This is a genomic window from Rodentibacter ratti (genome assembly GCF_002000485.1).
In the GTDB taxonomy this organism is placed as follows: Bacteria; Pseudomonadota; Gammaproteobacteria; order Enterobacterales; family Pasteurellaceae; genus Rodentibacter; species Rodentibacter ratti.
This window is the reverse complement of record NZ_MLAJ01000003.1, coordinates 147,682-171,348: the sequence shown is the minus strand read 5'-3', so window position 1 is coordinate 171,348 and position 23,667 is coordinate 147,682. Positions and strand designations below refer to the sequence as shown.

Annotated in this window: 22 protein-coding genes and 1 pseudogene; 17 read left to right on the top strand and 6 right to left on the bottom strand. The window is 40.7% G+C overall.

The window, feature by feature from the left end; translation table 11 throughout:
- Positions 1–10: 10 nt before the first annotated feature.
- Positions 11–880 carry an archaetidylserine decarboxylase gene (gene asd / locus BKG94_RS03895; RefSeq protein ID WP_077434401.1) on the bottom strand — a complete coding sequence of 290 codons (870 nt, stop codon included), beginning with the start codon at positions 878–880 and terminating at the stop codon, positions 11–13.
- A 195-nt stretch (positions 881–1,075) separates the two neighbouring features.
- Here asd and tatA point away from each other — a divergent pair, with 195 nt between their 5' ends.
- From tatA to BKG94_RS03830, 13 genes are all read left to right on the top strand, one after another.
- Positions 1,076–1,306: a twin-arginine translocase TatA/TatE family subunit gene (gene tatA, locus BKG94_RS03890; RefSeq protein ID WP_077434399.1), complete on the top strand. Its 231-nt coding sequence runs from the start codon at positions 1,076–1,078 to the stop codon at positions 1,304–1,306.
- A gap of 3 nt (positions 1,307–1,309) precedes the next feature.
- On the top strand, positions 1,310–1,861 hold the full coding sequence (gene tatB / locus BKG94_RS03885) for a Sec-independent protein translocase protein TatB (RefSeq protein ID WP_077434397.1): 552 nt from the start codon (positions 1,310–1,312) through the stop codon (positions 1,859–1,861).
- A gap of 9 nt (positions 1,862–1,870) precedes the next feature.
- Positions 1,871–2,641: a twin-arginine translocase subunit TatC gene (gene tatC / locus BKG94_RS03880; RefSeq protein WP_077434395.1), complete on the top strand. Its 771-nt coding sequence runs from the start codon at positions 1,871–1,873 to the stop codon at positions 2,639–2,641.
- Between the two features lie 56 nt (positions 2,642–2,697).
- A complete protein-coding gene (gene hemB / locus BKG94_RS03875) occupies positions 2,698–3,720 on the top strand; it encodes a porphobilinogen synthase (RefSeq protein WP_077434393.1) in 1,023 nt (340 codons plus the stop codon).
- Between the two features lie 227 nt (positions 3,721–3,947).
- Positions 3,948–5,297, top strand: coding sequence for an NADP-specific glutamate dehydrogenase (gene gdhA, locus BKG94_RS03870; protein ID WP_077434391.1), 1,350 nt, complete (start codon positions 3,948–3,950; stop codon positions 5,295–5,297).
- 227 nt (positions 5,298–5,524) lie between these two features.
- Entirely contained in the window at positions 5,525–5,773 is a 249-nt protein-coding gene (gene rpsP, locus BKG94_RS03865) for a 30S ribosomal protein S16 (protein WP_018356451.1), read from the top strand.
- A 30-nt stretch (positions 5,774–5,803) separates the two neighbouring features.
- Complete coding sequence (rimM, locus tag BKG94_RS03860; protein WP_077434389.1) at positions 5,804–6,331, top strand: ribosome maturation factor RimM; 528 nt, start codon at positions 5,804–5,806, stop codon at positions 6,329–6,331.
- Positions 6,332–6,386: 55 nt separating this feature from the next.
- Positions 6,387–7,136: a tRNA (guanosine(37)-N1)-methyltransferase TrmD gene (gene trmD, locus BKG94_RS03855; protein ID WP_077434387.1), complete on the top strand. Its 750-nt coding sequence runs from the start codon at positions 6,387–6,389 to the stop codon at positions 7,134–7,136.
- A 34-nt stretch (positions 7,137–7,170) separates the two neighbouring features.
- A complete protein-coding gene (gene rplS / locus BKG94_RS03850) occupies positions 7,171–7,521 on the top strand; it encodes a 50S ribosomal protein L19 (RefSeq protein WP_049358025.1) in 351 nt (116 codons plus the stop codon).
- 196 nt (positions 7,522–7,717) lie between these two features.
- Entirely contained in the window at positions 7,718–8,569 is an 852-nt protein-coding gene (gene focA, locus BKG94_RS03845; RefSeq protein WP_077434385.1) for a formate transporter FocA, read from the top strand.
- 45 nt (positions 8,570–8,614) lie between these two features.
- Entirely contained in the window at positions 8,615–10,927 is a 2,313-nt protein-coding gene (gene pflB / locus BKG94_RS03840; protein WP_077434383.1) for a formate C-acetyltransferase, read from the top strand.
- Between the two features lie 127 nt (positions 10,928–11,054).
- Entirely contained in the window at positions 11,055–11,795 is a 741-nt protein-coding gene (gene pflA / locus BKG94_RS03835) for a pyruvate formate lyase 1-activating protein (protein WP_077434381.1), read from the top strand.
- A 36-nt stretch (positions 11,796–11,831) separates the two neighbouring features.
- Complete coding sequence (locus BKG94_RS03830; RefSeq protein WP_077434379.1) at positions 11,832–12,299, top strand: surface-adhesin E family protein; 468 nt, start codon at positions 11,832–11,834, stop codon at positions 12,297–12,299.
- A gap of 55 nt (positions 12,300–12,354) precedes the next feature.
- On the opposite strand, the gene BKG94_RS03825 is transcribed toward BKG94_RS03830, so the two are convergent.
- Entirely contained in the window at positions 12,355–12,693 is a 339-nt protein-coding gene (locus BKG94_RS03825) for a helix-hairpin-helix domain-containing protein (protein ID WP_077434377.1), read from the bottom strand.
- 185 nt (positions 12,694–12,878) lie between these two features.
- On the opposite strand from BKG94_RS03825, the gene BKG94_RS03820 reads away from it, so the two are divergent.
- From BKG94_RS03820 to BKG94_RS03810, 3 genes are all read left to right on the top strand, one after another.
- Positions 12,879–13,679 carry a TroA family protein gene (locus BKG94_RS03820; protein ID WP_077434375.1) on the top strand — a complete coding sequence of 267 codons (801 nt, stop codon included), beginning with the start codon at positions 12,879–12,881 and terminating at the stop codon, positions 13,677–13,679.
- Positions 13,680–13,746: 67 nt separating this feature from the next.
- Positions 13,747–14,721 carry a FecCD family ABC transporter permease gene (locus BKG94_RS03815; protein WP_077434373.1) on the top strand — a complete coding sequence of 325 codons (975 nt, stop codon included), beginning with the start codon at positions 13,747–13,749 and terminating at the stop codon, positions 14,719–14,721.
- Complete coding sequence (locus BKG94_RS03810) at positions 14,714–15,451, top strand: ABC transporter ATP-binding protein (RefSeq protein ID WP_077434371.1); 738 nt, start codon at positions 14,714–14,716, stop codon at positions 15,449–15,451. The genes BKG94_RS03815 and BKG94_RS03810 overlap by 8 nt, the downstream gene beginning before the upstream one ends.
- Positions 15,452–15,520: 69 nt before the next feature.
- Here BKG94_RS03810 and BKG94_RS03805 read toward each other — a convergent pair whose 3' ends face one another.
- Positions 15,521–15,985: a hypothetical protein gene (locus tag BKG94_RS03805; protein WP_077434369.1), complete on the bottom strand. Its 465-nt coding sequence runs from the start codon at positions 15,983–15,985 to the stop codon at positions 15,521–15,523.
- Positions 15,986–16,155: 170 nt separating this feature from the next.
- Here BKG94_RS03805 and BKG94_RS03800 point away from each other — a divergent pair.
- A pseudogene (locus BKG94_RS03800) lies at positions 16,156–16,853 on the top strand (IS1595 family transposase).
- Here the strand turns inward: BKG94_RS03800 and BKG94_RS03795 are convergent.
- The 3 genes from BKG94_RS03795 to metH form a co-directional block, all read right to left on the bottom strand.
- A complete protein-coding gene (locus tag BKG94_RS03795; protein ID WP_077434367.1) occupies positions 16,850–17,854 on the bottom strand; it encodes a virulence RhuM family protein in 1,005 nt (334 codons plus the stop codon). The pseudogene BKG94_RS03800 and the gene BKG94_RS03795 overlap by 4 nt on opposite strands.
- A 291-nt stretch (positions 17,855–18,145) precedes the next feature.
- Positions 18,146–19,888, bottom strand: coding sequence for a P-loop NTPase fold protein (locus BKG94_RS03790; RefSeq protein ID WP_077434365.1), 1,743 nt, complete (start codon positions 19,886–19,888; stop codon positions 18,146–18,148).
- A gap of 41 nt (positions 19,889–19,929) precedes the next feature.
- Positions 19,930–23,616 carry a methionine synthase gene (gene metH / locus BKG94_RS03785; RefSeq protein ID WP_077434363.1) on the bottom strand — a complete coding sequence of 1,229 codons (3,687 nt, stop codon included), beginning with the start codon at positions 23,614–23,616 and terminating at the stop codon, positions 19,930–19,932.
- Between the last annotated feature and the right edge of the window lie 51 nt (positions 23,617–23,667).

Sequence of the window (23,667 nt, the reverse complement as noted above, 5' to 3'; positions counted from 1 at the left end):
TTGTTAAAAATTACTTTTTGTATGCCAAAATTTCACCCATGCGAACCGGCTCGCCGACACTGAGATGATCTGCCAATCGTACTTGATTTTCTTGGAATAAATTGATCACGGTAGAGCCAAGTTGGAACCAGCCCATTTCCTGACCTTTGGTTAATTTCACCGCACTTTCACCTTCATAAGTCCAGGTTTTCACTTCATTATGACGTGGCGGATTAATCACTCCTGCCCAAGTCGTCCCTATACTTGCAGTGACAGTGGCGCCGACTAAAATTTGTACCATGGTGCCAAATTCTGTATCAAACACACAAATCACCCGCTCGTTACGGGCAAATAAATTCGGCACGTGTTGGGCTAAAAACGGATTAACCGAAAATAAATCGCCGGGAACATAAATCATTTTGCGCAATGTACCGTCGCAAGGCATATGCACGCGGTGATAATCCCTTGGTGAAAGATAAGTGGTGGCAAACTCACCATTTTTAAAGGCAGCCACTAATTCGTTATCTTCTGCCAATAGATCCTCTAAACGGAAAAAATGCCCTTTGGCTTGTAATAAACGGTTATCGTCAATATGACCACATTCACTGATTCGACCGTCTGCCGGTAGGCAAAGTGCGGTCGGATTTTGGTTAATTGGGCGGGCGTTGTCTTTTAACGGGCGAATAAAAAACTCGTTGAAACTTTCATATTCATTAAATTGTTCTTTTTGCGCAATACTCATATCAATGTTGTATTTTTTCGCAAAGGCTTTAATGGCGAGATGTGTGACTTTGCCCCATTTTTGCTTTGCAAACCAGCCGGCAAATTGAGTTAAATAAAGTTGAGGCATCACATATTGAAAAGCAACTTTTAAGCGTTGCCAATAAGAAATTGAATGCATATTTATCTTTCCTTCTGAAAATGAGCGGTGATTATAGCAATTTTTGCCATTCTTCCAACTTTTAATTCTCCCATAAAATGCACCGTACTTTCTATTGTTGATGAGAAAATAATTCGCTTTGGCTATTGTTCAATGAGGTCAAAAAGAGTATATTCAGCCCAAATTTTTTATTTTCAGAAGAAGGGAGTTTTTATTATGTTTGGTTTATCTCCGGCACAAATGATTATCTTATTAGTAGTGATTTTATTGGTTTTTGGTACGAAAAAATTGAGAAATGCAGGGGCTGATCTTGGTGCGGCGGTAAAAGGCTTTAAAAAGGCAATGCAAGATGATGAGCCAAAAGCCAAAGATGCTGAATTTAAATCCATTGATAACAACAACGAAACGGCAAAAACTGAAACAACAAAAGAGAAAGAACAGGCATAACCCGTGTTTGATATTGGTTTTTCCGAACTTGTTTTATTAATGATTGTAGGCTTAGTGGTGCTAGGCCCTAAACGTTTGCCGGTTGCAATCAGAACCGTAATGGGGTGGGTGAAGACCATCCGTGGGTTAGCCGCTAATGTTCAAAATGAATTAAAACAAGAGCTGAAATTGCAAGAACTACAGGATAGCATTAAGAAAGCGGAATCCCTGAATTTGCAGAGCCTTTCGCCTGAGTTAAGTAAAACCGTTGAAGACTTAAAGGTGCAGGCAGATAAAATGCGCGCCGAGTTAGAATCAAAAGCCGCAGCAGCGGGGACAACGGTGGAAGAACAGATCAAAGAACTTAAAAGTGCGGCTGAAAATATTAAACCGGACGAAAATAGGGTTTCAAGTGATAGCCTAACAAAGAATGAAAGCGTGGAAACCGATGAAAAAACGCCTTCAGATCTGACCACACTTGAACCCCATGAACAAGCTGAATTAACCGAGCGCTTGTCTGATTATTATCCACCGGATGATATGGATGTCGCCCCGGCTCCAAAATCCCAATCATAGAGAGTTTTTATGAATCACGTGGATGAATCTCAACCCCTTATTAGCCATCTCGTCGAATTAAGAAACCGCTTGTTGCGTTGTGTGATTTGTATTGCGGTGATCTTTGTTGGTTTGGTGTATTTTTCTAATGATATTTATCATTTCGTTGCTTCTCCTTTGACAGAGGTGATGCCGAAAGGTGCAACGATGATAGCAACGAATATTCAAACCCCTTTTTTCACGCCGATTAAATTGACGGCAATTGTTTCCGTGTTTATTTCGGTACCTTATTTGCTTTATCAAATTTGGGCATTTGTTGCCCCGGCATTGTATCAACATGAAAAGCGAATGATTTATCCGTTACTGTTTTCCAGTACGATTTTATTTTACTGCGGTGTCGCTTTTGCCTATTACGTGGTGTTTCCCTTTGTTTTCGGTTTCTTCACGCAAACCGCCCCGGAAGGTGTGGCGATTGCAACGGACATTAGTAGCTACCTCGATTTTGCTTTGGCCTTATTCCTTGCCTTTGGGGTCTGTTTTGAAGTACCGATTGCGATCATTTTACTTTGTTGGACAGGTGTCACAACAGTAAAAGCCCTTGCAGAAAAACGCCCTTATATTATTGTCGCCGCATTTTTTATCGGGATGATTCTTACACCGCCTGATGTGTTTTCTCAAACATTACTTGCTGTACCAATGTGGTTATTGTTTGAACTGGGTTTGCTTGTCGCTCGTTTCTACCAACCCAAAGATGATACTGAAGAAAGTGCGGTTAAAAATTCGGAAGAAAAAACAGAATAACAAATGGGGGCATTGCCCCCTTTCTTGTCATAAATAGTCAGTAAAAGGATAGCAATATGACCCAACAAATTTTTACAGGATTTCCAACCCGTCGTTTACGCCGTTTACGTAAACATGATTTTAGCCGCCGCTTGGTCGCTGAAAACAAACTCACAGCAGATGATTTAATTTATCCGGTGTTTATTTTAGAAGGTGAAAATTATCGTGAAGCGGTTCCTTCTATGCCGGGCGTGGAACGTTTAACTATTGATCAATTATTGGTTGAAGCCGGACTTTTGGTGAAATACGGTGTGCCGGTAATTTCTCTTTTTCCTGTGATTGAACAAAACAAAAAAACCTTAATGGCGGAAGAAGCCTATAATCCGAACGGTTTGGTGCAGCGTGCGGTGAAAGCCTTAAAAACGGCGTATCCGGAATTGGGCGTGCTAACGGATGTGGCACTTGATCCCTATACTATTCATGGGCAAGACGGCATTATTGATGAGGAAGGTTATGTATTAAACGACATCACAACAGATGTTTTAATAAAACAAGCACTTTCTCATGCGGAAGCCGGAGCGGATATTGTTGCACCAAGTGATATGATGGACGGACGTATCGGGCGTATCCGCCAAGCCCTAGAAGAAAAAGGTTTTATCAATACACAAATTATGGCGTATTCCGCAAAATATGCCTCAAATTATTATGGACCTTTCCGTGATGCGGTCGGTTCTTCCGGTAATCTGAAAGGCGGTGATAAGAAAACCTATCAACTTGATCCGGCAAATGGTGATGAGGGCTTGCAAGAAGTCGCACTGGATTTGCAGGAAGGGGCGGATATGGTGATGGTGAAACCGGGGATGCCTTATTTGGATATGGTTTATCGTGTGAAAAAACATTTTGGCGTACCGACTTTTGCTTATCAAGTCTCCGGTGAATATGCCATGCACATGGCAGCTATTCAAAATGGTTGGCTAAAAGAAAAAGAATGTATTATGGAATCCCTTCTTTGTTTTAAACGGGCTGGGGCAGATGGTATTTTGACTTATTTTGCCAAACAAGTCGCAGAATGGTTGTATTTGGAAAACAAAAATAAATAGTTTTTTTATGTAAAAATGTGATATTCATCACGAAAATTAAATTTTGTTTAATAAAAACGAGAAAATATTAGATATTTTCTCGTTTTTTCTTTTTTATTCATTTTTTCCTTAAAAAAATCATTGCAATGTTAAACGAGTCATTGCATATTGTGTTCTAGCCGTTCGCAAACGGTTGCTCATAATAAAACAAACACAGATAACATCAAAACTTAAGAAGGAAACACAGTATGTCAACAGTCTCATCTTTAGACGAATTTTTAGCGAAAGTCGCACAACGTGACAGCCACCAGCCTGAATTTTTACAAGCGGTTCGTGAGGTTTTCACTTCTATTTGGCCGTTTTTGGAAGCCAACCCGAAGTATCGTTCTGAAGCCTTATTAGAACGTTTAGTCGAGCCGGAGCGGGCATTTCAATTCCGTGTCGCTTGGACAGATGATCAAGGTCAAGTTCAAGTAAACCGTGCATTTCGTGTGCAATTTAATAGTGCCATTGGACCTTACAAAGGGGGTATGCGTTTCCACCCTTCTGTGAATCTTTCAATCTTAAAATTTTTGGGCTTTGAACAAATTTTCAAAAATGCCCTCACAACATTACCGATGGGCGGTGGCAAAGGTGGCTCGGATTTTGATCCTAAAGGGAAATCTGATGCGGAAGTGATGCGTTTTTGTCAGGCATTGATGGCGGAATTATATCGTCATATCGGGGCTGATACCGATGTGCCTGCCGGTGATATCGGTGTAGGGGGACGTGAAGTAGGCTATCTTGCCGGTTATATGAAAAAATTATCAAATCAAGCCGCCTGTGTTTTCACCGGCCGTGGCTTATCTTTCGGCGGAAGTTTAATTCGTCCGGAAGCAACAGGTTACGGATTGATTTACTTCGCACAAGCTATGTTAGCCGAAAAAGGCGATAGTTTCGCAGGTAAAGTGGTTTCTGTTTCCGGTTCAGGAAATGTGGCGCAATATGCTATCGAAAAAGCGTTATCATTAGGTGCAAAAGTGGTGACCTGTTCGGATTCTTCCGGTTATGTGTATGATCCTGAAGGTTTTACTTCCGAAAAATTGGCCGCACTTTTTGAGATTAAAAATGTTAAACGTGGTCGTGTAAAAGATTATGCAACACAGTTTGGTTTGCAATATGTGGAAGGTAAACGCCCTTGGGAAGTGAAAGTGGATATCGCTCTTCCTTGTGCGACCCAAAACGAACTTGAAATTGACGATGCAAAAGGCTTGATTGCAAACGGTGTGAAATTAGTGGCAGAAGGCGCAAATATGCCGACTTCTATTGAAGCAACAGACGCATTTTTAGATGCCGGTGTGTTATTCGGACCGGGTAAAGCCGCTAATGCCGGCGGAGTCGCAACATCTGGTTTAGAAATGGCACAAAGCTCACAACGCCTGTATTGGACAGCGGAAGAAGTAGATGCCAAATTACACCGCATTATGTTAGATATTCATGCAAACTGTAAAAAATACGGTACAGTAGAAGGTCAAGAGAACATCAATTATGTGGTGGGGGCAAATGTTGCCGGATTTGTGAAAGTGGCTGATGCGATGTTGGCACAAGGGGTTTATTAATCTCTAAAAACACTGAATAAATTGACCGCACTTTTTATAAAGTGCGGTCGTTTTTTCTACAGAATTTTCATTTCCCTAATGCTGTTTTTAGCTTGCCTTTTTGTTCAAAAAGTGTAAAATCCTCAGGCTTTTTGTCTATATATACAGAGAAAAAAGTAAGCTATATTTTTAAGTGACTTTCGAGCTTAGAAATATTCTTTTAATCATCAAATAATTAGAGGAAGGTTATGGTAACCATTCGTTTATCTCGTGGCGGAGCTAAAAAACGCCCTTTTTATCAAATCGTAGTCGCTGACAGCCGTTCACCACGTGACGGTCGTTTCATTGAGCGTGTAGGTTTCTTCAATCCAATTGCACAAGGTAATGCTGAACGTCTTCGTATTGACTTAGACCGTGTAAATCACTGGGTAGGTCAAGGTGCGTCATTATCTGATCGCGTTGCGTGTTTGGTAAAAGAAGCTCAAAAAGCCGCTTAATTCGCTTTTGAGTAGAGATAGGTGAAAAATATGGAACAACAACGTATTGAAGTTGTGGGCAAATTAGGCTCAACCTATGGTATCCGTGGGTGGTTACGTATTTATTCATCAACCGAATATGCTGAAAGCATTTTTGATTATCAACCTTGGTTTTTAAAAATCAAAGGACAATGGCAGCCAACAGAGCTTGAAAATTGGCGTCATCATAATCACGAACTGATTGTAAAGCTAAAAGGTACGGATGATCGTGAAGCAGCCCAAGTTTTAGCAAATGTTGAAATTGGTGTGGATCTCTCCGTGTTTCCTGAATTGGAAGAAGGCGATTATTACTGGCACGATTTAATCGGTTGCTCAGTCGTCAATCTTCAAGGCTATACGATGGGAACGGTCACGGAAATGATGGAAACCGGTTCAAATGATGTACTGGTCGTCAAAGCCAATAGCAAAGATGCTTTTGGAAAACAAGAGCGGTTAATTCCGTTTTTGTATGAACAAGTAGTTAAAAGAGTCGATCTCACCACGAAAACAATTGAAGTGGATTGGGACGCTGGTTTCTAATCTCAGGTATGCTCGAACGTAATGTCGTCAGTTTTAAACAGAGTAAGGCTGAATTATGCAGATTGGAATAATTACCTTATTCCCTGAAATGTTTAAAGCAATTACGGAATTTGGGGTAACCGGTAGAGCCGTAAAACAAAATCTCTTGCAAGTGCAATGCTGGAATCCTCGTGATTTTACACGAGATAAGCATAAAACGGTCGATGATCGCCCTTATGGTGGTGGGCCGGGAATGCTAATGATGGTGCAGCCTTTACGGGATGCTATTCACGCAGCAAAAGCGGTTGTGGGAGAAGGTGCAAAGGTGATTTACCTTTCACCACAAGGACGTAAACTCGATCAATCCGGTGTTGTAGAGTTGGCACAGAATCAAAAATTGGTTTTAGTGTGCGGGCGATATGAAGGGATTGATGAACGATTGATTCAAACTGAAATTGATGAAGAATGGTCAATCGGCGATTACGTTTTAACCGGAGGTGAATTGCCGGCAATGACATTAATTGATGCAGTTGCGCGGTTTATTCCCGGTGTATTAGGCAAACAGGCTTCCGCAGAAGAAGATTCTTTTGTCGATGGTTTGCTAGATTGTCCACATTACACTAGACCGGAAGTTTTAGAAGGGCTCACCGTTCCACCTGTGCTGATGTCGGGGAATCACGAAGAAATTCGCAAATGGCGGTTAAAACAATCGCTTGAGAGAACGTGGCTCCGTCGCCCTGAGCTATTGGAAGGCCTAGCTCTGACTGACGAACAATGTAAGCTGTTAAAAGAAGTGAAAACGGAAAATAACAGTAAACTCAGTTAATTCTAGGATCATTAGATCAATTAAGGATCAAAAAATGTCTAACATTATCAAACAACTTGAACAAGAACAATTAAAACAAAACGTACCTAGCTTCCGCCCGGGTGATACTTTAGAAGTTAAAGTATGGGTAGTAGAAGGAAGCAAACGTCGCTTGCAAGCATTCGAAGGCGTGGTTATTGCAATTCGTAACCGTGGCTTGCACTCTGCATTTACTTTACGTAAAGTATCAAACGGTGTGGGTGTTGAGCGTGTATTCCAAACTCACTCTCCGGTAGTAGATTCCATCACTGTTAAACGTAAAGGTGCGGTGCGTAAAGCGAAACTTTACTACTTACGTGAACGTTCAGGTAAATCTGCTCGTATTAAAGAGCGTTTGGGCGAATAATTTCGCAAATAAAGAAGAATATAAGGCTTGGATTTTCCAAGCCTTTTTTCTTATCAAAATTAGACAAATTTAACAAAACTTGCAAAATATCAAATTTTGTTTAGATAACATAGCGTGTCTCTTGCAAAGAATACCTAAGAGAGTAGAATACCCATGATTGTAGTACGAAAAAGAAATCATCATATTTAGGTATTTTATGTCAGATGTTAAAAATTCCTCTACGCTAGCATTAACACCTGTTGAAGCGACAGATTTTGCAGAAAGTGCCGCTGTTTATAAAGCAAAAAAGCGTCCGTTTCTTTCTTTTATGTCTGGTATTAATGCTGGTGCATGTATTGCATTGGCATTTGTTTTTTATACAACGACACAAACTGCGTCTGCAGGTGCCCCATGGGGAATGACTAAATTAATTGGTGGTTTAGTGTTTTCGATTGGTGTGATTATGGTGGTGTTGTTAGGATCTGAACTTTTTACTTCATCAACACTCACATTTATTGCACGGGTTGGTGGAAAGATTACAACATGGCAAATGATTCGCAACTGGATTGCCGTATATTTAGGTAATTTTGTCGGTGGCTTGATTATTGTTGCGCTTATTTGGTTTGGCGGTCAAACGATGGCGGCAAACGGACAATGGGGCTTAACCATTCTTAATACGGCACAACATAAGATTCACCATACTTGGTTTGAAGCATTTAATTTAGGCATTTTATGTAACATCATGGTGTGCTTGGCTGTTTGGTTATCTTATTCGGGCAAAACCGTTGTAGATAAAGCATTTATTATGATTATGCCGATTGGTTTATTTGTTGCCTCAGGCTTTGAACACTGTGTTGCAAATATGTTTATGATTCCGATGGGGATTGTTACTGCCCATTATAGTAGTCCGGAATTTTGGCAGCAGTTAGGCATTGAAGCGAGTAAATATGCTGATTTGGATGTCTATCATTTTATCGTAAAGAATTTAATCCCGGTAACGTTGGGAAATATAGTGGGTGGTGCAATTTGCATTGGTTTATTTCAACGTTACTTAACAAAATCCCACTAATGAATTGAAACAAATTATTTTTATTAATTAACAAAGGAAATGACTATGTCAGAACTTAATGAAGCGCAAAAAGTTGCTTGGGCCGGTTTTACCGGCGGTGATTGGCAAGAAAATGTCAATGTACGCGACTTTATTCAAAAAAACTACACACCGTATGAAGGCGATGATTCTTTCTTAGCTGGCCCGACCGAAGCAACCACTAAACTTTGGGAATCGGTGATGGAAGGAATTAAAATTGAAAACCGTACACACGCGCCATTAGATTTTGATGAACATACGCCATCAACAATTACTTCTCACGCACCGGGTTATATCAACAAAGATTTAGAAAAAATCGTTGGTCTGCAAACCGATGCCCCTTTAAAACGTGCGATTATGCCATTCGGCGGTATCAAAATGGTGGAAGGTTCATGCAAAGTTTATGGTCGTGAACTTGATCCTAAAGTGAAGAAAATTTTTACTGAATATCGTAAAACCCACAACCAAGGGGTATTCGATGTTTATACACCGGATATTTTACGTTGCCGTAAATCAGGTGTGTTGACCGGTTTACCGGATGCTTATGGTCGTGGTCGTATCATTGGGGATTACCGCCGTGTTGCACTTTATGGTGTTGATTTCTTAATGAAAGATAAATACGCTCAATTCTCTTCTTTACAAGATAACCTTGAAAACGGCGTAGATCTTGAAGCAACTATTCGCTTACGTGAAGAAATCGCAGAACAACATCGTGCTCTTGCTCAAATGAAACAAATGGCAGCAAGTTATGGTTACGATATTTCTAATCCTGCTACTAACGCACAAGAAGCGATCCAATGGATGTATTTTGCTTATTTAGCGGCGATCAAATCACAAAATGGTGCGGCAATGTCATTTGGTCGTACAGCGACTTTCATCGATATTTATATCGAACGTGACTTAAAAGCTGGCAAAATCACTGAAGTGGAAGCCCAAGAATTAGTTGACCACTTAGTGATGAAATTGCGTATGGTTCGCTTCTTGCGTACCCCTGAATACGATCAATTATTCTCCGGTGACCCTATGTGGGCAACCGAAACCATCGCAGGTATGGGATTAGATGGCCGTACATTAGTTACCAAAAATACTTTCCGTATTTTGCATACTCTTTACAACATGGGAACCTCTCCGGAACCAAACCTCACTATTCTTTGGTCTGAACAATTACCGGAAAACTTCAAACGTTTCTGTGCAAAAGTTTCTATTGATACCTCATCTGTTCAGTATGAAAATGACGATTTAATGCGTCCTGACTTCAACAACGATGACTATGCAATCGCATGTTGTGTATCACCGATGATTGTTGGTAAACAAATGCAATTCTTCGGTGCACGTGCAAACTTGGCAAAAACCTTATTGTACGCAATCAATGGCGGTATCGATGAAAAATTAGGTATGCAGGTAGGTCCGAAAACTGCGCCAATTACAGATGAAGTTTTAGATTTTGATACTGTTATGACCCGTATGGATAGCTTTATGGATTGGTTGGCAAAACAATATGTCACCGCCCTAAACATTATCCACTATATGCATGATAAATATTCGTATGAAGCAGCATTAATGGCGTTACATGATCGTGATGTATTCCGTACTATGGCGTGTGGTATTGCCGGTCTTTCTGTGGCGGCAGACTCACTTTCTGCAATCAAATATGCGAAAGTGAAACCAATTCGTGGTGACATTAAAGATAAAGACGGCAATGTGGTTGCCTCTAACGTTGCCATAGACTTTGAAATTGAAGGTGAATATCCACAATATGGTAATAACGACAACCGTGTAGATGACATTGCCTGTGATCTAGTTGAACGTTTTATGAAGAAAATTCAAAAACTTAAAACTTACCGTAACGCAGTGCCTACTCAATCTGTGCTTACCATTACTTCTAACGTCGTATATGGTAAGAAAACAGGGAATACCCCAGATGGTCGTCGTGCCGGTGCACCGTTCGGACCGGGGGCAAACCCAATGCACGGTCGTGACCAAAAAGGTGCGGTAGCCTCCTTAACATCGGTGGCTAAACTTCCGTTTGCTTATGCGAAAGACGGTATTTCTTATACTTTCTCTATTGTGCCAAATGCATTAGGTAAAGATGCTGAAGCACAACGTCGTAATCTTGCGGGCTTAATGGATGGTTACTTCCACCATGAAGCAACGGTTGAGGGGGGGCAGCACTTAAATGTTAACGTGTTGAATCGTGAAATGTTGTTAGATGCGATGGAACATCCGGAGAAATACCCACAATTAACCATTCGTGTATCCGGTTACGCTGTTCGCTTTAACTCTTTAACCAAAGAGCAACAACAAGACGTGATTACCCGTACTTTCACGGAATCAATGTAAAATATTGAAAAAACTGACCGCACTTTAGCGGTGATATAACAATGATGAGCCTGATTTTACTCAGGCTCATTTTTTATGTTGTCATATTCTGATAAAATTTAGCTATATTTTAAATTGTGAGTTTATTATGTCTGTTTTAGGAAGAATTCATTCATTTGAGTCTTGTGGTACGGTGGACGGTCCGGGCATTCGTTTTATTTTGTTTATGCAAGGTTGTCTTATGCGTTGCAAATACTGCCATAACCGTGATACATGGGATTTAGATGGCGGTAGAGAAATCAGTGTTGAAGAATTAATGAAAGAAGTGGTGAGTTATCGCCATTTTATGAATGCCACGGGCGGTGGTGTAACCGCATCGGGTGGTGAGGCGATTCTTCAGGCGGAATTTGTGCGGGATTGGTTTCGAGCTTGTAAAAAAGAGGGAATTAATACCTGTCTTGATACCAATGGTTTTGTCCGCCATTATGATCATATTATTGACGAATTACTTGATGTAACCGATCTTGTGTTACTTGATTTAAAAGAATTAAATGATCAGGTTCACCAAAATTTAATTGGCGTCCCTAATAAACGAACTTTGGAATTTGCGAAATATTTACAAAAGCGTAATCAAAGAACATGGATTCGCTATGTGGTGGTGCCGGGTTATACAGATAGTGATCATGATGTCCATTTACTTGGACAATTTATTGAGGGAATGGAAAATATCGAGAAAGTCGAGTTATTGCCTTATCATCGACTCGGAGCCCATAAATGGAAAACACTCGGATTTGATTATGAGCTTGAAGATGTGATGCCGCCGACACGTGAATCACTCGAGCATATAAAATCCATTTTAGAAGGCTACGGACATACCGTTAAATTTTAATTAACTACCGGCTAACATTAGGCTAAGGAGTAAATAATGAAAAAACTGATTTTAATTTTCCCTGTCGCGCTACTTGCCGCTTGTACTGTTCCGGCACAAAAAAACGTTGAACACCAAGATGTTAAGCTCACTCCACCCACAACAGATCGTAAAGGCTATGTACGCTTGGTAAAAGATGTCAATTACTATATTGATACGGATTCTATTTGGGTTGATAACGAAGAACCTAAAGAAGTGCATTTTGACGCAGTCATTAATTTAGACCGAGGTCTATATGTTTACCCTAAAGAATCAAAACGATATGCGCGTTCTGTTCGTCAATATAAAATTTTGAACTGTAAAAATTATCGTTTAACACAAGTACGTACGGATTTCTATGATGAGTTTTGGGGGGTAGGGCTACGTGCAGCACCGAAAAAACAGGAAAAACATAGTATTCGCTTAACACCTAATACTACGCTTTATAATGCTGCGCAGATTATTTGTGTCAATTACAGTAAATAATCTCTTTAAAGAATAAAAGGTCGCACATTGCGACCTTTGAATATTTCAATATTTATTAAAAAGTGAAGCGATCACGGTTTTTCTCAAGGGTTGCTTTGCCTATTCCTTGTACTTCAAGTAGCTGTTCCGCAGTAGTGAAATTACCATACTTTTCACGATATTGAACAATGGCTTCTGCTTTTTTTGCTCCGATTCCGATCAAAGATTTCTGAATTTCACTTGCGGTAGCTGTATTGATATTGAGCTTATCCCCCATATTTTTTGAGGGAGTATTTTCAGTAATCTCAGTTTGAGTTTTCATTGACTCCACTGCTTTTTCTTCAGCAAATGAACTTGTGCTAAATAGTGCACAGCCCAAAAGGGTTGAACTGATTAGGGTTTTGATTAATTTCATAGTGTTTCCTTGTTAATAGTGAGAATGTTGATAAAATCAACGTCAGTATTTTTTCTATTTCTATGAAAATAAACAAGAAATCGACCGCACTTTTGCGATCTGGGTCGAAAAATCCATGTTTTATGAGATAAAAATGGATGTTTATAAATAATGTCGCCGTTGATGTGATACTAAATTAGTCAGCTATGTTTAAATTTTTTGTTTTTTCAACCGCTCTTTTTCTTTCGTTTTCCTCTTATGGCGAACAATTTGTTTCGCTAACCTTATGCAGTGATCGGCTTTTGGCAGAATTAGCCCACCCTGACCAAATTGCAGCGCAATCAACTTATTCCAAAAATCCGCTGATGATGTTAGATAAAGTCAATACCGATAAACCGACTCTCGAACCGCAACTCACCGCATTATTACCTTACTTAGATAAAACCATACTGCTCAATGAAACCTTCTACCCTCAACTGATGGCAGAGTTGAAAAAACTCGGGGCAAAAGTGATTCCCATTAATGATGACCCACAAACGCCTGATGAACTCTTTACGTTGATGTTGAAACTAGGCAAAATCACAGGCAATGAAATTCATGCTGAGCATTTGGTGAAAACCTTGAAATCGCAAAATTTCAAGCTAAATCAATCTCTCACAGATACTTTAATGCTGTCAGATACAGGTGTCGTGGAAAGCAATTTCCCGCAATATTCCGCTTTGTTGAATTTACTTGGATTAACCCCATTGAAAATGTCTTTAACCGGACAAAATTTTTCCCTCGAAAAAATGTTGCTCGCCCAACCCAATGTACTGATTGAAATTTCAGATAAACAAAGCTATAACGAACAGGCAGAGCTACTCAATCATCCGATTTTACAAAAACTTTTTAAAAACCGACCGCACTTTCGGATTCCAATGAAATACACTTATTGCTTCGACCACGGTATTTGGCAAGGGGCAGAACTGATTTCCCAGCAATACCATAACTTACAGAAAAGGAATTAGCATATGACGATGTACGGTAAGAAATTGATCTTCACCCATAAACATAAAGAAAAATAACCGCACTTTTATGAAAAAATACCTTAACCTATTGCTTTTTCTATGCTTAGTATTGATTGTTATCTGGACGCTTTACCACCAACTCGGTGATTTTGCGCAGTTAAAAAATGCCGATGGCGTGCTAACGGATATGCGCCCTCTTGTGATCTGGGATATTCGCCTGCCTCGCATACTCTTGGCGGTGCTGACAGGTGTGAGTTTAGCGCTGGCGGGCAATGCGATGCAGGCGGTTTTTCAAAATCCCCTCGCCAGCCCGGGATTGCTCGGCAGCGCCAATGGGGCAACCACCGCGAGCGTTTTTTTGCTCTACTATTTTTCCCTCCCTGCCAGCCTGTTGCTGCTCGGTGGCGTACTTGGGGCATTAGCCAGTTTTACGTTGGTCTATCTCATTGCACACAAACAAGGCGCAACGGTGATGATTTTAAGTGGCGTGGCAGTGAATATGCTACTCGGCTCAGCAATCGCCCTTTTACTCTCCAACGCCGAAAGCCCGTGGGCATTGGCAGAACTCTATCGCTGGCTGCAAGGCTCGTTAGTGTGGGCAAAAATGGATACGTTACTTTTATCGTTCCCGATTCTCTTGCTCGGTGGCTTTTGCCTTTTTCAGCAACGGCGTTATATTGATGTTCTCACCTTTGGCGAAGAAACCGCCGCCACAATGGGCATTAACCCCAAACGGAGCTTTTTTATCACCGCATTAGGCGTGGCATTGCTGGTTGGCGCAACCATTCCACAAACGGGGACGATAGGCTTTATCGGCTTAATCGCCCCCCATTTTGCCCGAATGTTACTCAAAAAACGCCCCTCTCAGCTTTATGTGAGCAGTGCGTTAATCGGCGCTTTATTGCTGCTCATCGCCGATCTCTGTGTGCAATATCTCGCGCTTTTCTCACACATCTACATCGGCACACTTACCGCCATTATTGGCGCACCCGTGCTAATTTGGATTTTACTCACACAACAACGGAGGCTTGCCCGTGATTAACCTTGAAAATGTAAGCCAGCCCTACGCCTTAAGCAATGTCAGTTGCCATATTCCGCAAGGAAAATTAGTCGGCATTATGGGGGCAAACGGCGCAGGGAAATCGACCTTGTTGAAAAGTATTGCGGGGATCTTACCGCTTGCAAGCGGTCAAATTTGGCTAAATACTTGCAAATTAAGCGAAATGAACGCCCAGCAAAAAAGCGAACAGCTCGCCTATCTTGCCCAAAATACCGCAATTCACTGGGATTTGTCCGCTTATGAGGTGATCGCCCTAGGGCTGCCTTATCCCCTTAGCCCTGCAAAAGAGCAGGAAAAAGTGCGGTCGATCTCAGCGCGATTTTCTGTTTCTGCCTTATTGGATAAACCCTTTCAGCGACTTTCAGGCGGTGAAAAAGCCCGTGTGCAACTGGCGCGCTGCTGTATTAAAGATGCGCCATTACTGCTTGCTGATGAGCCGATCGCCCCGCTCGATCCTTATTATCAAATCGACATAATGGAACAACTTAAATCCCTCACGCCCAAACAGACGTGCGTGGCGGCAATCCATCATTTATCACTGGCGTATCAATTTTGTGATGAAGTGATTTTGCTGGATAAAGGCAAAGTGCTAGCCAGTGGCGAAACGCAAGCGGTGCTAAATGCGGAAAATCTTGCAAAAGCCTTTGGCGTGCGTGCCGAATTTGATTTAGAGAGAAAAGAGATGTTTAGGGTAGAGAAGTTGGAAAGCTAATCCCAACTTCTTGGATTATTAGGAAAATTGGACGTTAATTTCCCATTTGGGAAATCAACCATACAATCGCTAACCTTCTTTACAACTTAGCCAACGCACCTGTGTGCCTTGATCGTTTTTATAATAAGTCGAACTATGTTGGCGCGCGACTAAATCTACAACACTCCCCTCAATCGGCTGATAGGAACGGTAAATAACCTCAAATTTCGAACCGCGTGTATTTAACGCTCGGTTCTCAATATGATCAAACGGCACTGCCTTACCCCCATCTAACTGAAAATAAATCCCAAAATTCTCTTTCAAACGGCTCTCTCTCGAAAGCGGGAAATAGGTTGTTAAATAAGAAGTAGATTGAGTTTCGATATTTTGACAAATATAGTAATAGCGTTTATAAGCGGTGGGATTATTGAGCTCCGCTTGGGTGATATTTTCTTTTAAGAAACGGGTTTTAACGGGCTTTTTCGGCGGTTGTGTGGTACAGGCAAAGAGCACGAAGAGAGTAGCTAAAAGGAAAAGTTGTTTAAGTTTGTTCATCGTCAAACAATAAATGGGAAATCAGGTGGCGTATGATAGCGGAAAACGGAGAGAGTGCAAGTTTGAGAAAATGACGCTTAGAAATTGACTTCCTATTTATAGGAAAATATAAAAAATTAGGGGGCTGTCCTAGATAACGACTAAAACTCCATTTAGGTTAAGATAACCCAATGAGAAAAAGTCGTCTAAGTCAGTACAAACAACATAAACTCATTGAACTGTTTGTCGCAGGGGTAACTGCCCGAACAGCGGCTGAGTTGGTCAATGTAAACAAAACCACGGCAGCCTATTATTTCCACCGCTTGCGATTGCTCATCTATCAACATAGCCCTCATTTGGAAATGTTTGAGGGCGAAATTGAAGCGGACGAAAGCTATTTCGGCGGTCATCGCAAAGGTAAGCGAGGTCGTGGTACAGCAGGTAAAACTGCGGTATTCGGGCATTTAAAGCGGGACGGTAAGGTTTATACCGTTGTCGTACCGAATACGCAATCTGCGACACTTTTGCCGATTATTCGGGAAAAAGTGAAGCCCGACAGCATTGTTTACACCGATTTTTATCGAAGCTATGATGTACTTGATGTGAGTGAATTTAATCATTTTCGCATCAATCACAGCACACACTTCGCTGAAAATCAAAATCACATTAACGGAATAGAGAATTTTTGGAGCCAGGCAAAACGCCATTTACGCAAGTTTAACGGCATTCCGAAAGCCCATTTTGAGCTGTATTTGAAGGAATGTGAATGGCGTTTTAATCACAGTGACTTAAAATCTCAAATTTCCTTTTAAAACAATTAGTTAGAGGAAGTTTAGTCTGGTTATCTAGGACAGCCCCAAAATTAGAAACCATATTGTTTATTTCTTAAGTCTTGGAATGATTTTTCAACAAGCGGTCAAAATCACTTTCAAAATTGCGATCTTGAATCACACGGTATTTTTCAAATTCTGTTTCAGCATATAATTTGGCTTCATCGAAACTGATTTTGCCTTTGCCGTCTAAAATGGGTAATTCGTCCGCATTTAAGAAAATATCCAATCGTTTCGCCCAATCTTCCATTGTCATTGGAATTTGTCGTCTAGCTCGGCGTTCGGCTAAATCTAAAAATGCGTTGACGATTGCCCCTAAATCTTTCAATTCTTCATTACTTAAATAATTTTTTGCCACTGAAACATCGCTTTTTAAAATCTTGCCATCTGGGGACTTTGCCCAAGTTGTTAGCCCCATATTTGGTTTATCGCTATCGGCTCGTTCCACAATTAATTCAGCGGCAGTATGTTGATGAATAGCGTAATGTAATTTATTTTGCACGGTAGCGAAGAATGTTTTAGTCGTAGGTGCATTTTTATTGTAATCAACTGCTGTGGCGTAAATATCGGTAATTTTCTGATAAAAACGGCGTTCGGATAGGCGAATTTCACGGATTTCTTCCAATAAACGTTCAAAATAATCTTCGCCTAAGAAAGTACCGTTTTCCATACGTTCACGATCTAGCACATAGCCTTTTTGAGCAAATTCACGCAATACTTGTGTCGCCCATTGACGAAATTGCGTTGCTCGCACGGAATTAACCCGATACCCAACGGAAATCACTGCGTCAAGGTTGTAATGTTTGGTGTTGTAGTTTTTGCCGTCTGTGGCAGTTATCCGGAAATTCCGGATAACTGAAAGCTCATTTAATTCTTCACTATCAAAAATATTTTTTAAATGTTCATTTACCGTACGCACATTCACTTCAAAAAGCTCAGCAATACGTTTTTGCGTCAGCCAAATTTCGTTATCTTCATACCGCACTTCAATGCTTTGATCACCAGCTTGATTGGTAAAAATCAAAAATTCAGCGGTGCTGTTGCGAATTAGTTTAGTCATAAGTTATTCCTTACAAAATTTTGGATAAATTTAACCGCTTGTAGGGGAATTGTCGAATGGAAATGAGGGATTTTTCGATGGAGATCGCAAACTAGAAGTAAAAAAGCCCCAGAGGGGCTTGTATGTGTAACCTATACGTTAGAGGTACTAGACAAGCAGTAGGATTTAGCTAAATTTTATCTACTATGCCAAAATACAAATAATCTACCTAGTACTGGTGTTAGAGTTATTTTTATAATCTTTTACTTTTACACTAGTATAAAATACAGAGTATTGATGTGCTTAATAGCATTATTTTTTGAATCTCTCCTTTTTCAGATTTAACATATCTAGAATTTCATTTAATTTGAAGTTTTCAAATGGTTCAAGATTTTTTTTCTGATAATAGGCAGATAACTGGGATATAATTTCATCAATGAAACTCTCTTCGGAATTAAGATGGTTTGCCAAAGATATACCATCAATATAATGATTTTCTGAGTATCTCTCATCAAGAAAATAGCAAAAGTTATATAGCCATTGAAAATTATTTTCTAAAATATCCATAACTTTAATTGCATGCTCTTTTCTAAGGAAAGAAATAAATTGGTATTTTTTATATTCTTTATAGGTATTTTCCCAATCGCCAATTTTAATATACTCTAATAACTTGTAAAATTCTTCAATAGTCTTATCAGCTTTTATGTCGTCATTTTGTTTTTCTAAATTATTAAAGAAATTTTTTCTAATTCTAATAAAATCATGGTCATCTTCATTAAGATACCCTAACCCTGTTCCATTTATTCTGGTAAATCTAATATCTAATAATTGTTTTTTATCCTTATATAAAACCAAATACTCAGAGATTTTATTTTCTATATCACTCATTGACATTTCTTTACATAGGTTATTTTTTATGAAAAATATAAGCATGCTGACGGCGTGCATTATGATTCCAATGTTATCATATTTTATTTCTATGAAATTTGTTTTTACGTCATTAAGGTATTCGTTGAATTCTTCATTATTTAATTCTCTATAATGCCATAATTTCCTCCATGATGGCATTTTTCCTTCTTTTCTAAACATAGGAAATGATGATATTAATTCATTTAGTTCATCGAAATTAATATAAAAATCAGTAATTATTTTTTTCCAAATTTCTTTTTCAAAGATGAGTTGATAATAAAGAACTGAATTTTTTTCTTTTAGTGAGTCAAATGTTTTAGTTATATCATGTTCTTTTCTATAATCTAATGATAATGTAAAAAACTGTTCAGTAAGTAGTCTTGTGAAATCAGGATTTTCAAAATACTTAGGATTGATCCCTCGGGTAAAATCAATATAGTTTTCTATAGTTTGATTTAAATTTCTATAATTCCCATCACCAATAGTTTCAAATATTGATTTGATTAGTTTGCTGTATTGTTTAAATATTTCCTCATATTTTTCATTAAAATTGTTCCAGTAATCTTCAATGTTATTAGATATGTTAAATGTTTTTCCAATAACTTTCTCTTTAAACTTCTTATAAATCTTTTTGTCATCCTCTATCTCGTCTTCATTTGTGATTACAATAACTTTTACATTTTGTTTTTCGCAAAATAAGTTTATAAATCCTAAAATTTCAGATAAAGGTAGCATTGTTCTTTCAAGATCATCAAAAATGAAAACTAAATCTTTGTTAGATTGAGCGTCAAAAGGGTTTAGCTTACTAGGATCAATATTGATTGTTGTTTCTTTATTATCATCTCCAACTAAATCAACTTTAAATCCTAGTTTTATAACTGATGCCAAAACACCTCCTAAAAACTTTATTCTTTTGTTGGATAAAAAAGGATGTAATTCTTGAAAAATAGCTTGATTTACCGCTGTAATATCTTTTAATCCAAATAAACTTACATAAACAAATTTATGTTTTTCATCATGATTTTTTATATAATTTTTTATAAAGAATGTTTTTCCACACCCCCATTTTCCAGTTAATAAAGTTGCATATTCAACATCTTCCTTAGATAAATAAAGATCTAAATATTTTTCTATATGTTTATTCATAAATGGTTCCCTATAATTATAAAAATAATAACGGATATAAATTACCCCATCGAGACCCCAATCCACTTGACCATTTCTCTCTCATTCCAGCCTTTACGTTTGGCATAATCCACAGCCTGATCTTCATCAATTCTCCCCAGAGTAAAATAATTACTCGCAGGGTGGGTGAAATACCAACCACACACACTGGCGGCAGGCCACATGGCGTAGCTTTCGGTGAGTTTCATGCCGATGCGTTGTTCGACTTCCAGTAAATCCCAGATGATCTGTTTTTCGGTGTGCTCTGGGCAACTTGGGTAGCCGGGGGCGGGGCGAATACCGACATAGTCTTCACGGATCAAGCGGTCGTTTTCAAAGGTTTCTTTGCTATATCCCCAGATTTTTGTGCGAAGTTCAAAGTGCAGATATTCCGCCATTGCTTCGGCAAGGCGATCGCCCACCGCTTGCAGTAAAATCGCGTTGTAGTCGTCCCCTGCGGCTTTGTAGCCTTCGACTAAATCGTGTTCTTCAATCCCAGCACAGACGGCAAACATACCGAACCAATCTTGCTTGCCGCTCTCTTTACTTGCGATAAAATCGCTCAAACAAAGATTGTACGGGCTTTTGCTGTTTTTGCCTCGTTCGCTTTGTTGACGCAGATTATAGGCTTTGCCGATAACAGAAGTGCGGTCAGCATTTTGATAGATTTCAATATCATCGCCGACACGGTTAGCAGGGAAAATCCCCATCACACCGCTTGGGTTGAGCTTGTGATTTTGCTCTAATTCGTCCAATACTTTTTGGGCATCATTCCACACTCGGCGGGCTTCTTCGCCCCCTTCAGGATAGTCAAAGGCATCAGGGTAACCGCCCATCAAGCCCCATAACCGAAAGAACGGAGACCAGTCGATAAATTTTCGGAGTGTGGCAATCGGCACATTTTTATACTCCACAATGCCCGTTTGTTTTGGCGTTGGCACTTGGTAGTCCGCCCATTCGCCGCTGAACGCATCAAAGCGGTTGGCTCTGGCTTCCTCAATGGGCAACTGCTTACGAGGTGCTTTTTTGTTGGCAAAGGCGTGCTGGATTTGCTCGTACTCTTTTTTCGTTCTCGCCCACAGTTCTGCTTTCGTTTCCGGATTCATTAACGCCGCACAGACGGTAACGGCACGGGAGGCATTGGTAGTGTAAATGACTTCGTGTTGATATTTCGGGTAAAGTTTAATCGCCGTGTGCTCTTTGGAGGTGGTCGCCCCGCCGATAATCACGGGAATGTTCAACTGCAAGCGGTTCATTTCGCCTAAAAAGTATTCCATTTCATCGAGAGACGGCGTGATCAAACCACTCAAACCGATAATATCCGCATTTTCATCAATCGCCGTTTGAATGATTTTATCCGCAGGCACCATCACGCCCAGATCAATCACTTCAAAATTATTACATTGCAACACGACGCTCACAATGTTTTTGCCGATGTCGTGCACATCGCCTTTGACGGTGGCAATCACTACTTTGCCACTTGATGAGCCTTTTTGCTTGGTGGCGTTGATAAACGGCTCTAAATAGGCGACCGATTGTTTCATCACACGGGCAGATTTCACCACTTGTGGCAGGAACATTTTACCGTCCCCAAATAAATCACCGACCACGTCCATACCGTCCATCAATGGCCCTTCGATCACCTCTAGCGGTGTAGGGAATTTTTGGCGAGCTTCTTCGGTGTCTTCTACAATATAGGTGGTGATCCCTTTCACTAAGGCGTGTTTTAAACGTTCTTCCACCGCCCAAGTTCGCCACTCAGCAATGCTGTTTTCTTCGTGGGACGCGGTCTGATTGCGGTATTTTTCTGCAAAATCCAGCAGACGTTCGGTCGCATCAGCACGGCGGTTAAGTACCGCATCTTCCACGACTTCACGCAATTCGGGATCGAGATCGTCATAAATCGCCAACTGCCCCGCATTGACAATCCCCATATCCATTCCTTGCTTGATGGCGTGATAGAGAAACACCGCGTGAATGGCCTCACGCATCGGGTTATTGCCTCGAAATGAAAAGGAGACGTTTGACACGCCACCCGAAATTTTGGCGTGTGGCAAGGTGCGTTTAATTCGCCCTGTGGCATTGATAAAATCCACGCCGTAGTTATTGTGTTCTTCAATGCCCGTGCCAATGGCGAAAATGTTCGGGTCGAAAATAATATCTTCAGGCGGAAAGCCGACTTGATCGACCAAAATCCGATAGGCACGGGTGCAGATTTCCACTTTGCGTTCTTCGGTATCCGCTTGCCCCACTTCATCAAACGCCATCACAACCACTGCCGCACCGTATTTACGCACCAATTTGGCTTGTTGGATAAATTTCTCCTCCCCCTCTTTCAGTGAGATGGAGTTGACAATGCCTTTCCCTTGAATCGCTTGCAAACCTGCCTCAATCACCTCCCATTTGCTTGAATCGATCATCACAGGCACTTTTGCTGCATCGGGTTCAGTCGCCATAATGTTAAGGAAACGGGTCATACATTTTTGCGAATCGAGCAGGGCTTCGTCCATATTGACATCAATCACTTGCGCGCCGTTTTCCACCTGATCAATGGCAATCTCAATGGCTTCGGCAAATTTTTCTTCTTTAATCAATTTTTTGAATTTCGCCGATCCCGTTACATTATTGCGCTCGCCCACATTGACAAACAGGCTGTTGTCATCGATGTTGAGCGGTTCAAGCCCAGATAAACGCATTGCGGTTTTGATTTCGGGTAAGGGGCGTGGTGGAATGTTTGCCACCGCTTCCGCAAAGGCTTTAATGTGTTCGGGCGTTGTGCCACAACAGCCACCTACAATGTTGACCAAGCCACTCTCCGCCCACGATTTGATATGCGTTGCCATCTCCTCTGCGCCCAAATCGTAGCCACCAAAAGCATTCGGCAAACCCGCGTTAGGGTGAACGGAAACGTAGCTTTCACTAATTTTCGACATCACTTCCACATAAGGTCGCAACTCTTTCGGTCCTAAGGCACAGTTTAATCCGAAACTGATCGGTTTCGCGTGGCGCAGGGAATTGTAGAAGGCTTCGGTGGTTTGCCCTGAGAGCGTTCGCCCTGAGGCATCGGTGATCGTGCCAGAAATCATTACTGGCAATACCACGCCTAATGCTTCAAACATGGTTTCAATGGCAAAAATAGCGGCTTTGGCGTTGAGAGTGTCGAAAATCGTTTCGATCATAATGATGTCCGCCCCGCCTTCGATCAAACCGCGCGTTGCTTCGGCATAGGCATCGACCAATTCCATAAAGGTAATGTTGCGGAAACTCGGATCATTCACATTCGGTGAAATCGAGGCAGTGCGATTAGTTGGGCCTAAAATTCCCGCCACGAAGCGAGGCTTTTCGGGGGTGGAGTACTTATCGGCGGCAAGGCGCGCCAATCTTGCCCCTGCAACATTCAGCTCATAAGCGACCGCTTGTAAATCGTAATCCGCTTGGGCAATGGTGGTGGAACTGAAGGTGTTCGTTTCAATAATATCCGCCCCAGCCTCAAGGTATTTTTCGTGAATGGCGGAAATCAATAGTGGTTGGGTAAGCGTGAGTAAATCGTTATTGCCGCGTAAATCAATAGGGCTGTTTTTAAAACGCTCACCGCGGAAATCTGCCTCAGTGAGCTTATATTGTTGGATCATCGTCCCCATTGCACCGTCAAGGATTAAAATGCGTTGGGTGAGGGCGTTTTTGAGTAGGTTTAAGGCTGTTTTTTGCATAATTTAGATTTTGTAATAATAAGAGAAATAATGGATGGATAATAGGCAGAA

Bases quoted from the DNA above. Each gene is read 5' to 3' on its own strand.
- asd (WP_077434401.1), bottom strand. From the start codon at position 880: ATGCATTCAATTTCTTATTGGCAACGCTTAAAAGTTGCTTTTCAATAT.
- tatA (WP_077434399.1), top strand. From the start codon at position 1,076: ATGTTTGGTTTATCTCCGGCACAAATGATTATCTTATTAGTAGTGATT.
- tatC (WP_077434395.1), top strand. From the start codon at position 1,871: ATGAATCACGTGGATGAATCTCAACCCCTTATTAGCCATCTCGTCGAA.
- hemB (WP_077434393.1), top strand. From the start codon at position 2,698: ATGACCCAACAAATTTTTACAGGATTTCCAACCCGTCGTTTACGCCGT.
- gdhA (WP_077434391.1), top strand. From the start codon at position 3,948: ATGTCAACAGTCTCATCTTTAGACGAATTTTTAGCGAAAGTCGCACAA.
- rpsP (WP_018356451.1), top strand. From the start codon at position 5,525: ATGGTAACCATTCGTTTATCTCGTGGCGGAGCTAAAAAACGCCCTTTT.
- rimM (WP_077434389.1), top strand. From the start codon at position 5,804: ATGGAACAACAACGTATTGAAGTTGTGGGCAAATTAGGCTCAACCTAT.
- trmD (WP_077434387.1), top strand. From the start codon at position 6,387: ATGCAGATTGGAATAATTACCTTATTCCCTGAAATGTTTAAAGCAATT.
- rplS (WP_049358025.1), top strand. From the start codon at position 7,171: ATGTCTAACATTATCAAACAACTTGAACAAGAACAATTAAAACAAAAC.
- focA (WP_077434385.1), top strand. From the start codon at position 7,718: ATGTCAGATGTTAAAAATTCCTCTACGCTAGCATTAACACCTGTTGAA.
- pflB (WP_077434383.1), top strand. From the start codon at position 8,615: ATGTCAGAACTTAATGAAGCGCAAAAAGTTGCTTGGGCCGGTTTTACC.
- pflA (WP_077434381.1), top strand. From the start codon at position 11,055: ATGTCTGTTTTAGGAAGAATTCATTCATTTGAGTCTTGTGGTACGGTG.
- BKG94_RS03830 (WP_077434379.1), top strand. From the start codon at position 11,832: ATGAAAAAACTGATTTTAATTTTCCCTGTCGCGCTACTTGCCGCTTGT.
- BKG94_RS03825 (WP_077434377.1), bottom strand. From the start codon at position 12,693: ATGAAATTAATCAAAACCCTAATCAGTTCAACCCTTTTGGGCTGTGCA.
- BKG94_RS03820 (WP_077434375.1), top strand. From the start codon at position 12,879: ATGTTTAAATTTTTTGTTTTTTCAACCGCTCTTTTTCTTTCGTTTTCC.
- BKG94_RS03815 (WP_077434373.1), top strand. From the start codon at position 13,747: ATGAAAAAATACCTTAACCTATTGCTTTTTCTATGCTTAGTATTGATT.
- BKG94_RS03805 (WP_077434369.1), bottom strand. From the start codon at position 15,985: ATGAACAAACTTAAACAACTTTTCCTTTTAGCTACTCTCTTCGTGCTC.
- BKG94_RS03795 (WP_077434367.1), bottom strand. From the start codon at position 17,854: ATGACTAAACTAATTCGCAACAGCACCGCTGAATTTTTGATTTTTACC.
- BKG94_RS03790 (WP_077434365.1), bottom strand. From the start codon at position 19,888: ATGAATAAACATATAGAAAAATATTTAGATCTTTATTTATCTAAGGAA.
- metH (WP_077434363.1), bottom strand. From the start codon at position 23,616: ATGCAAAAAACAGCCTTAAACCTACTCAAAAACGCCCTCACCCAACGC.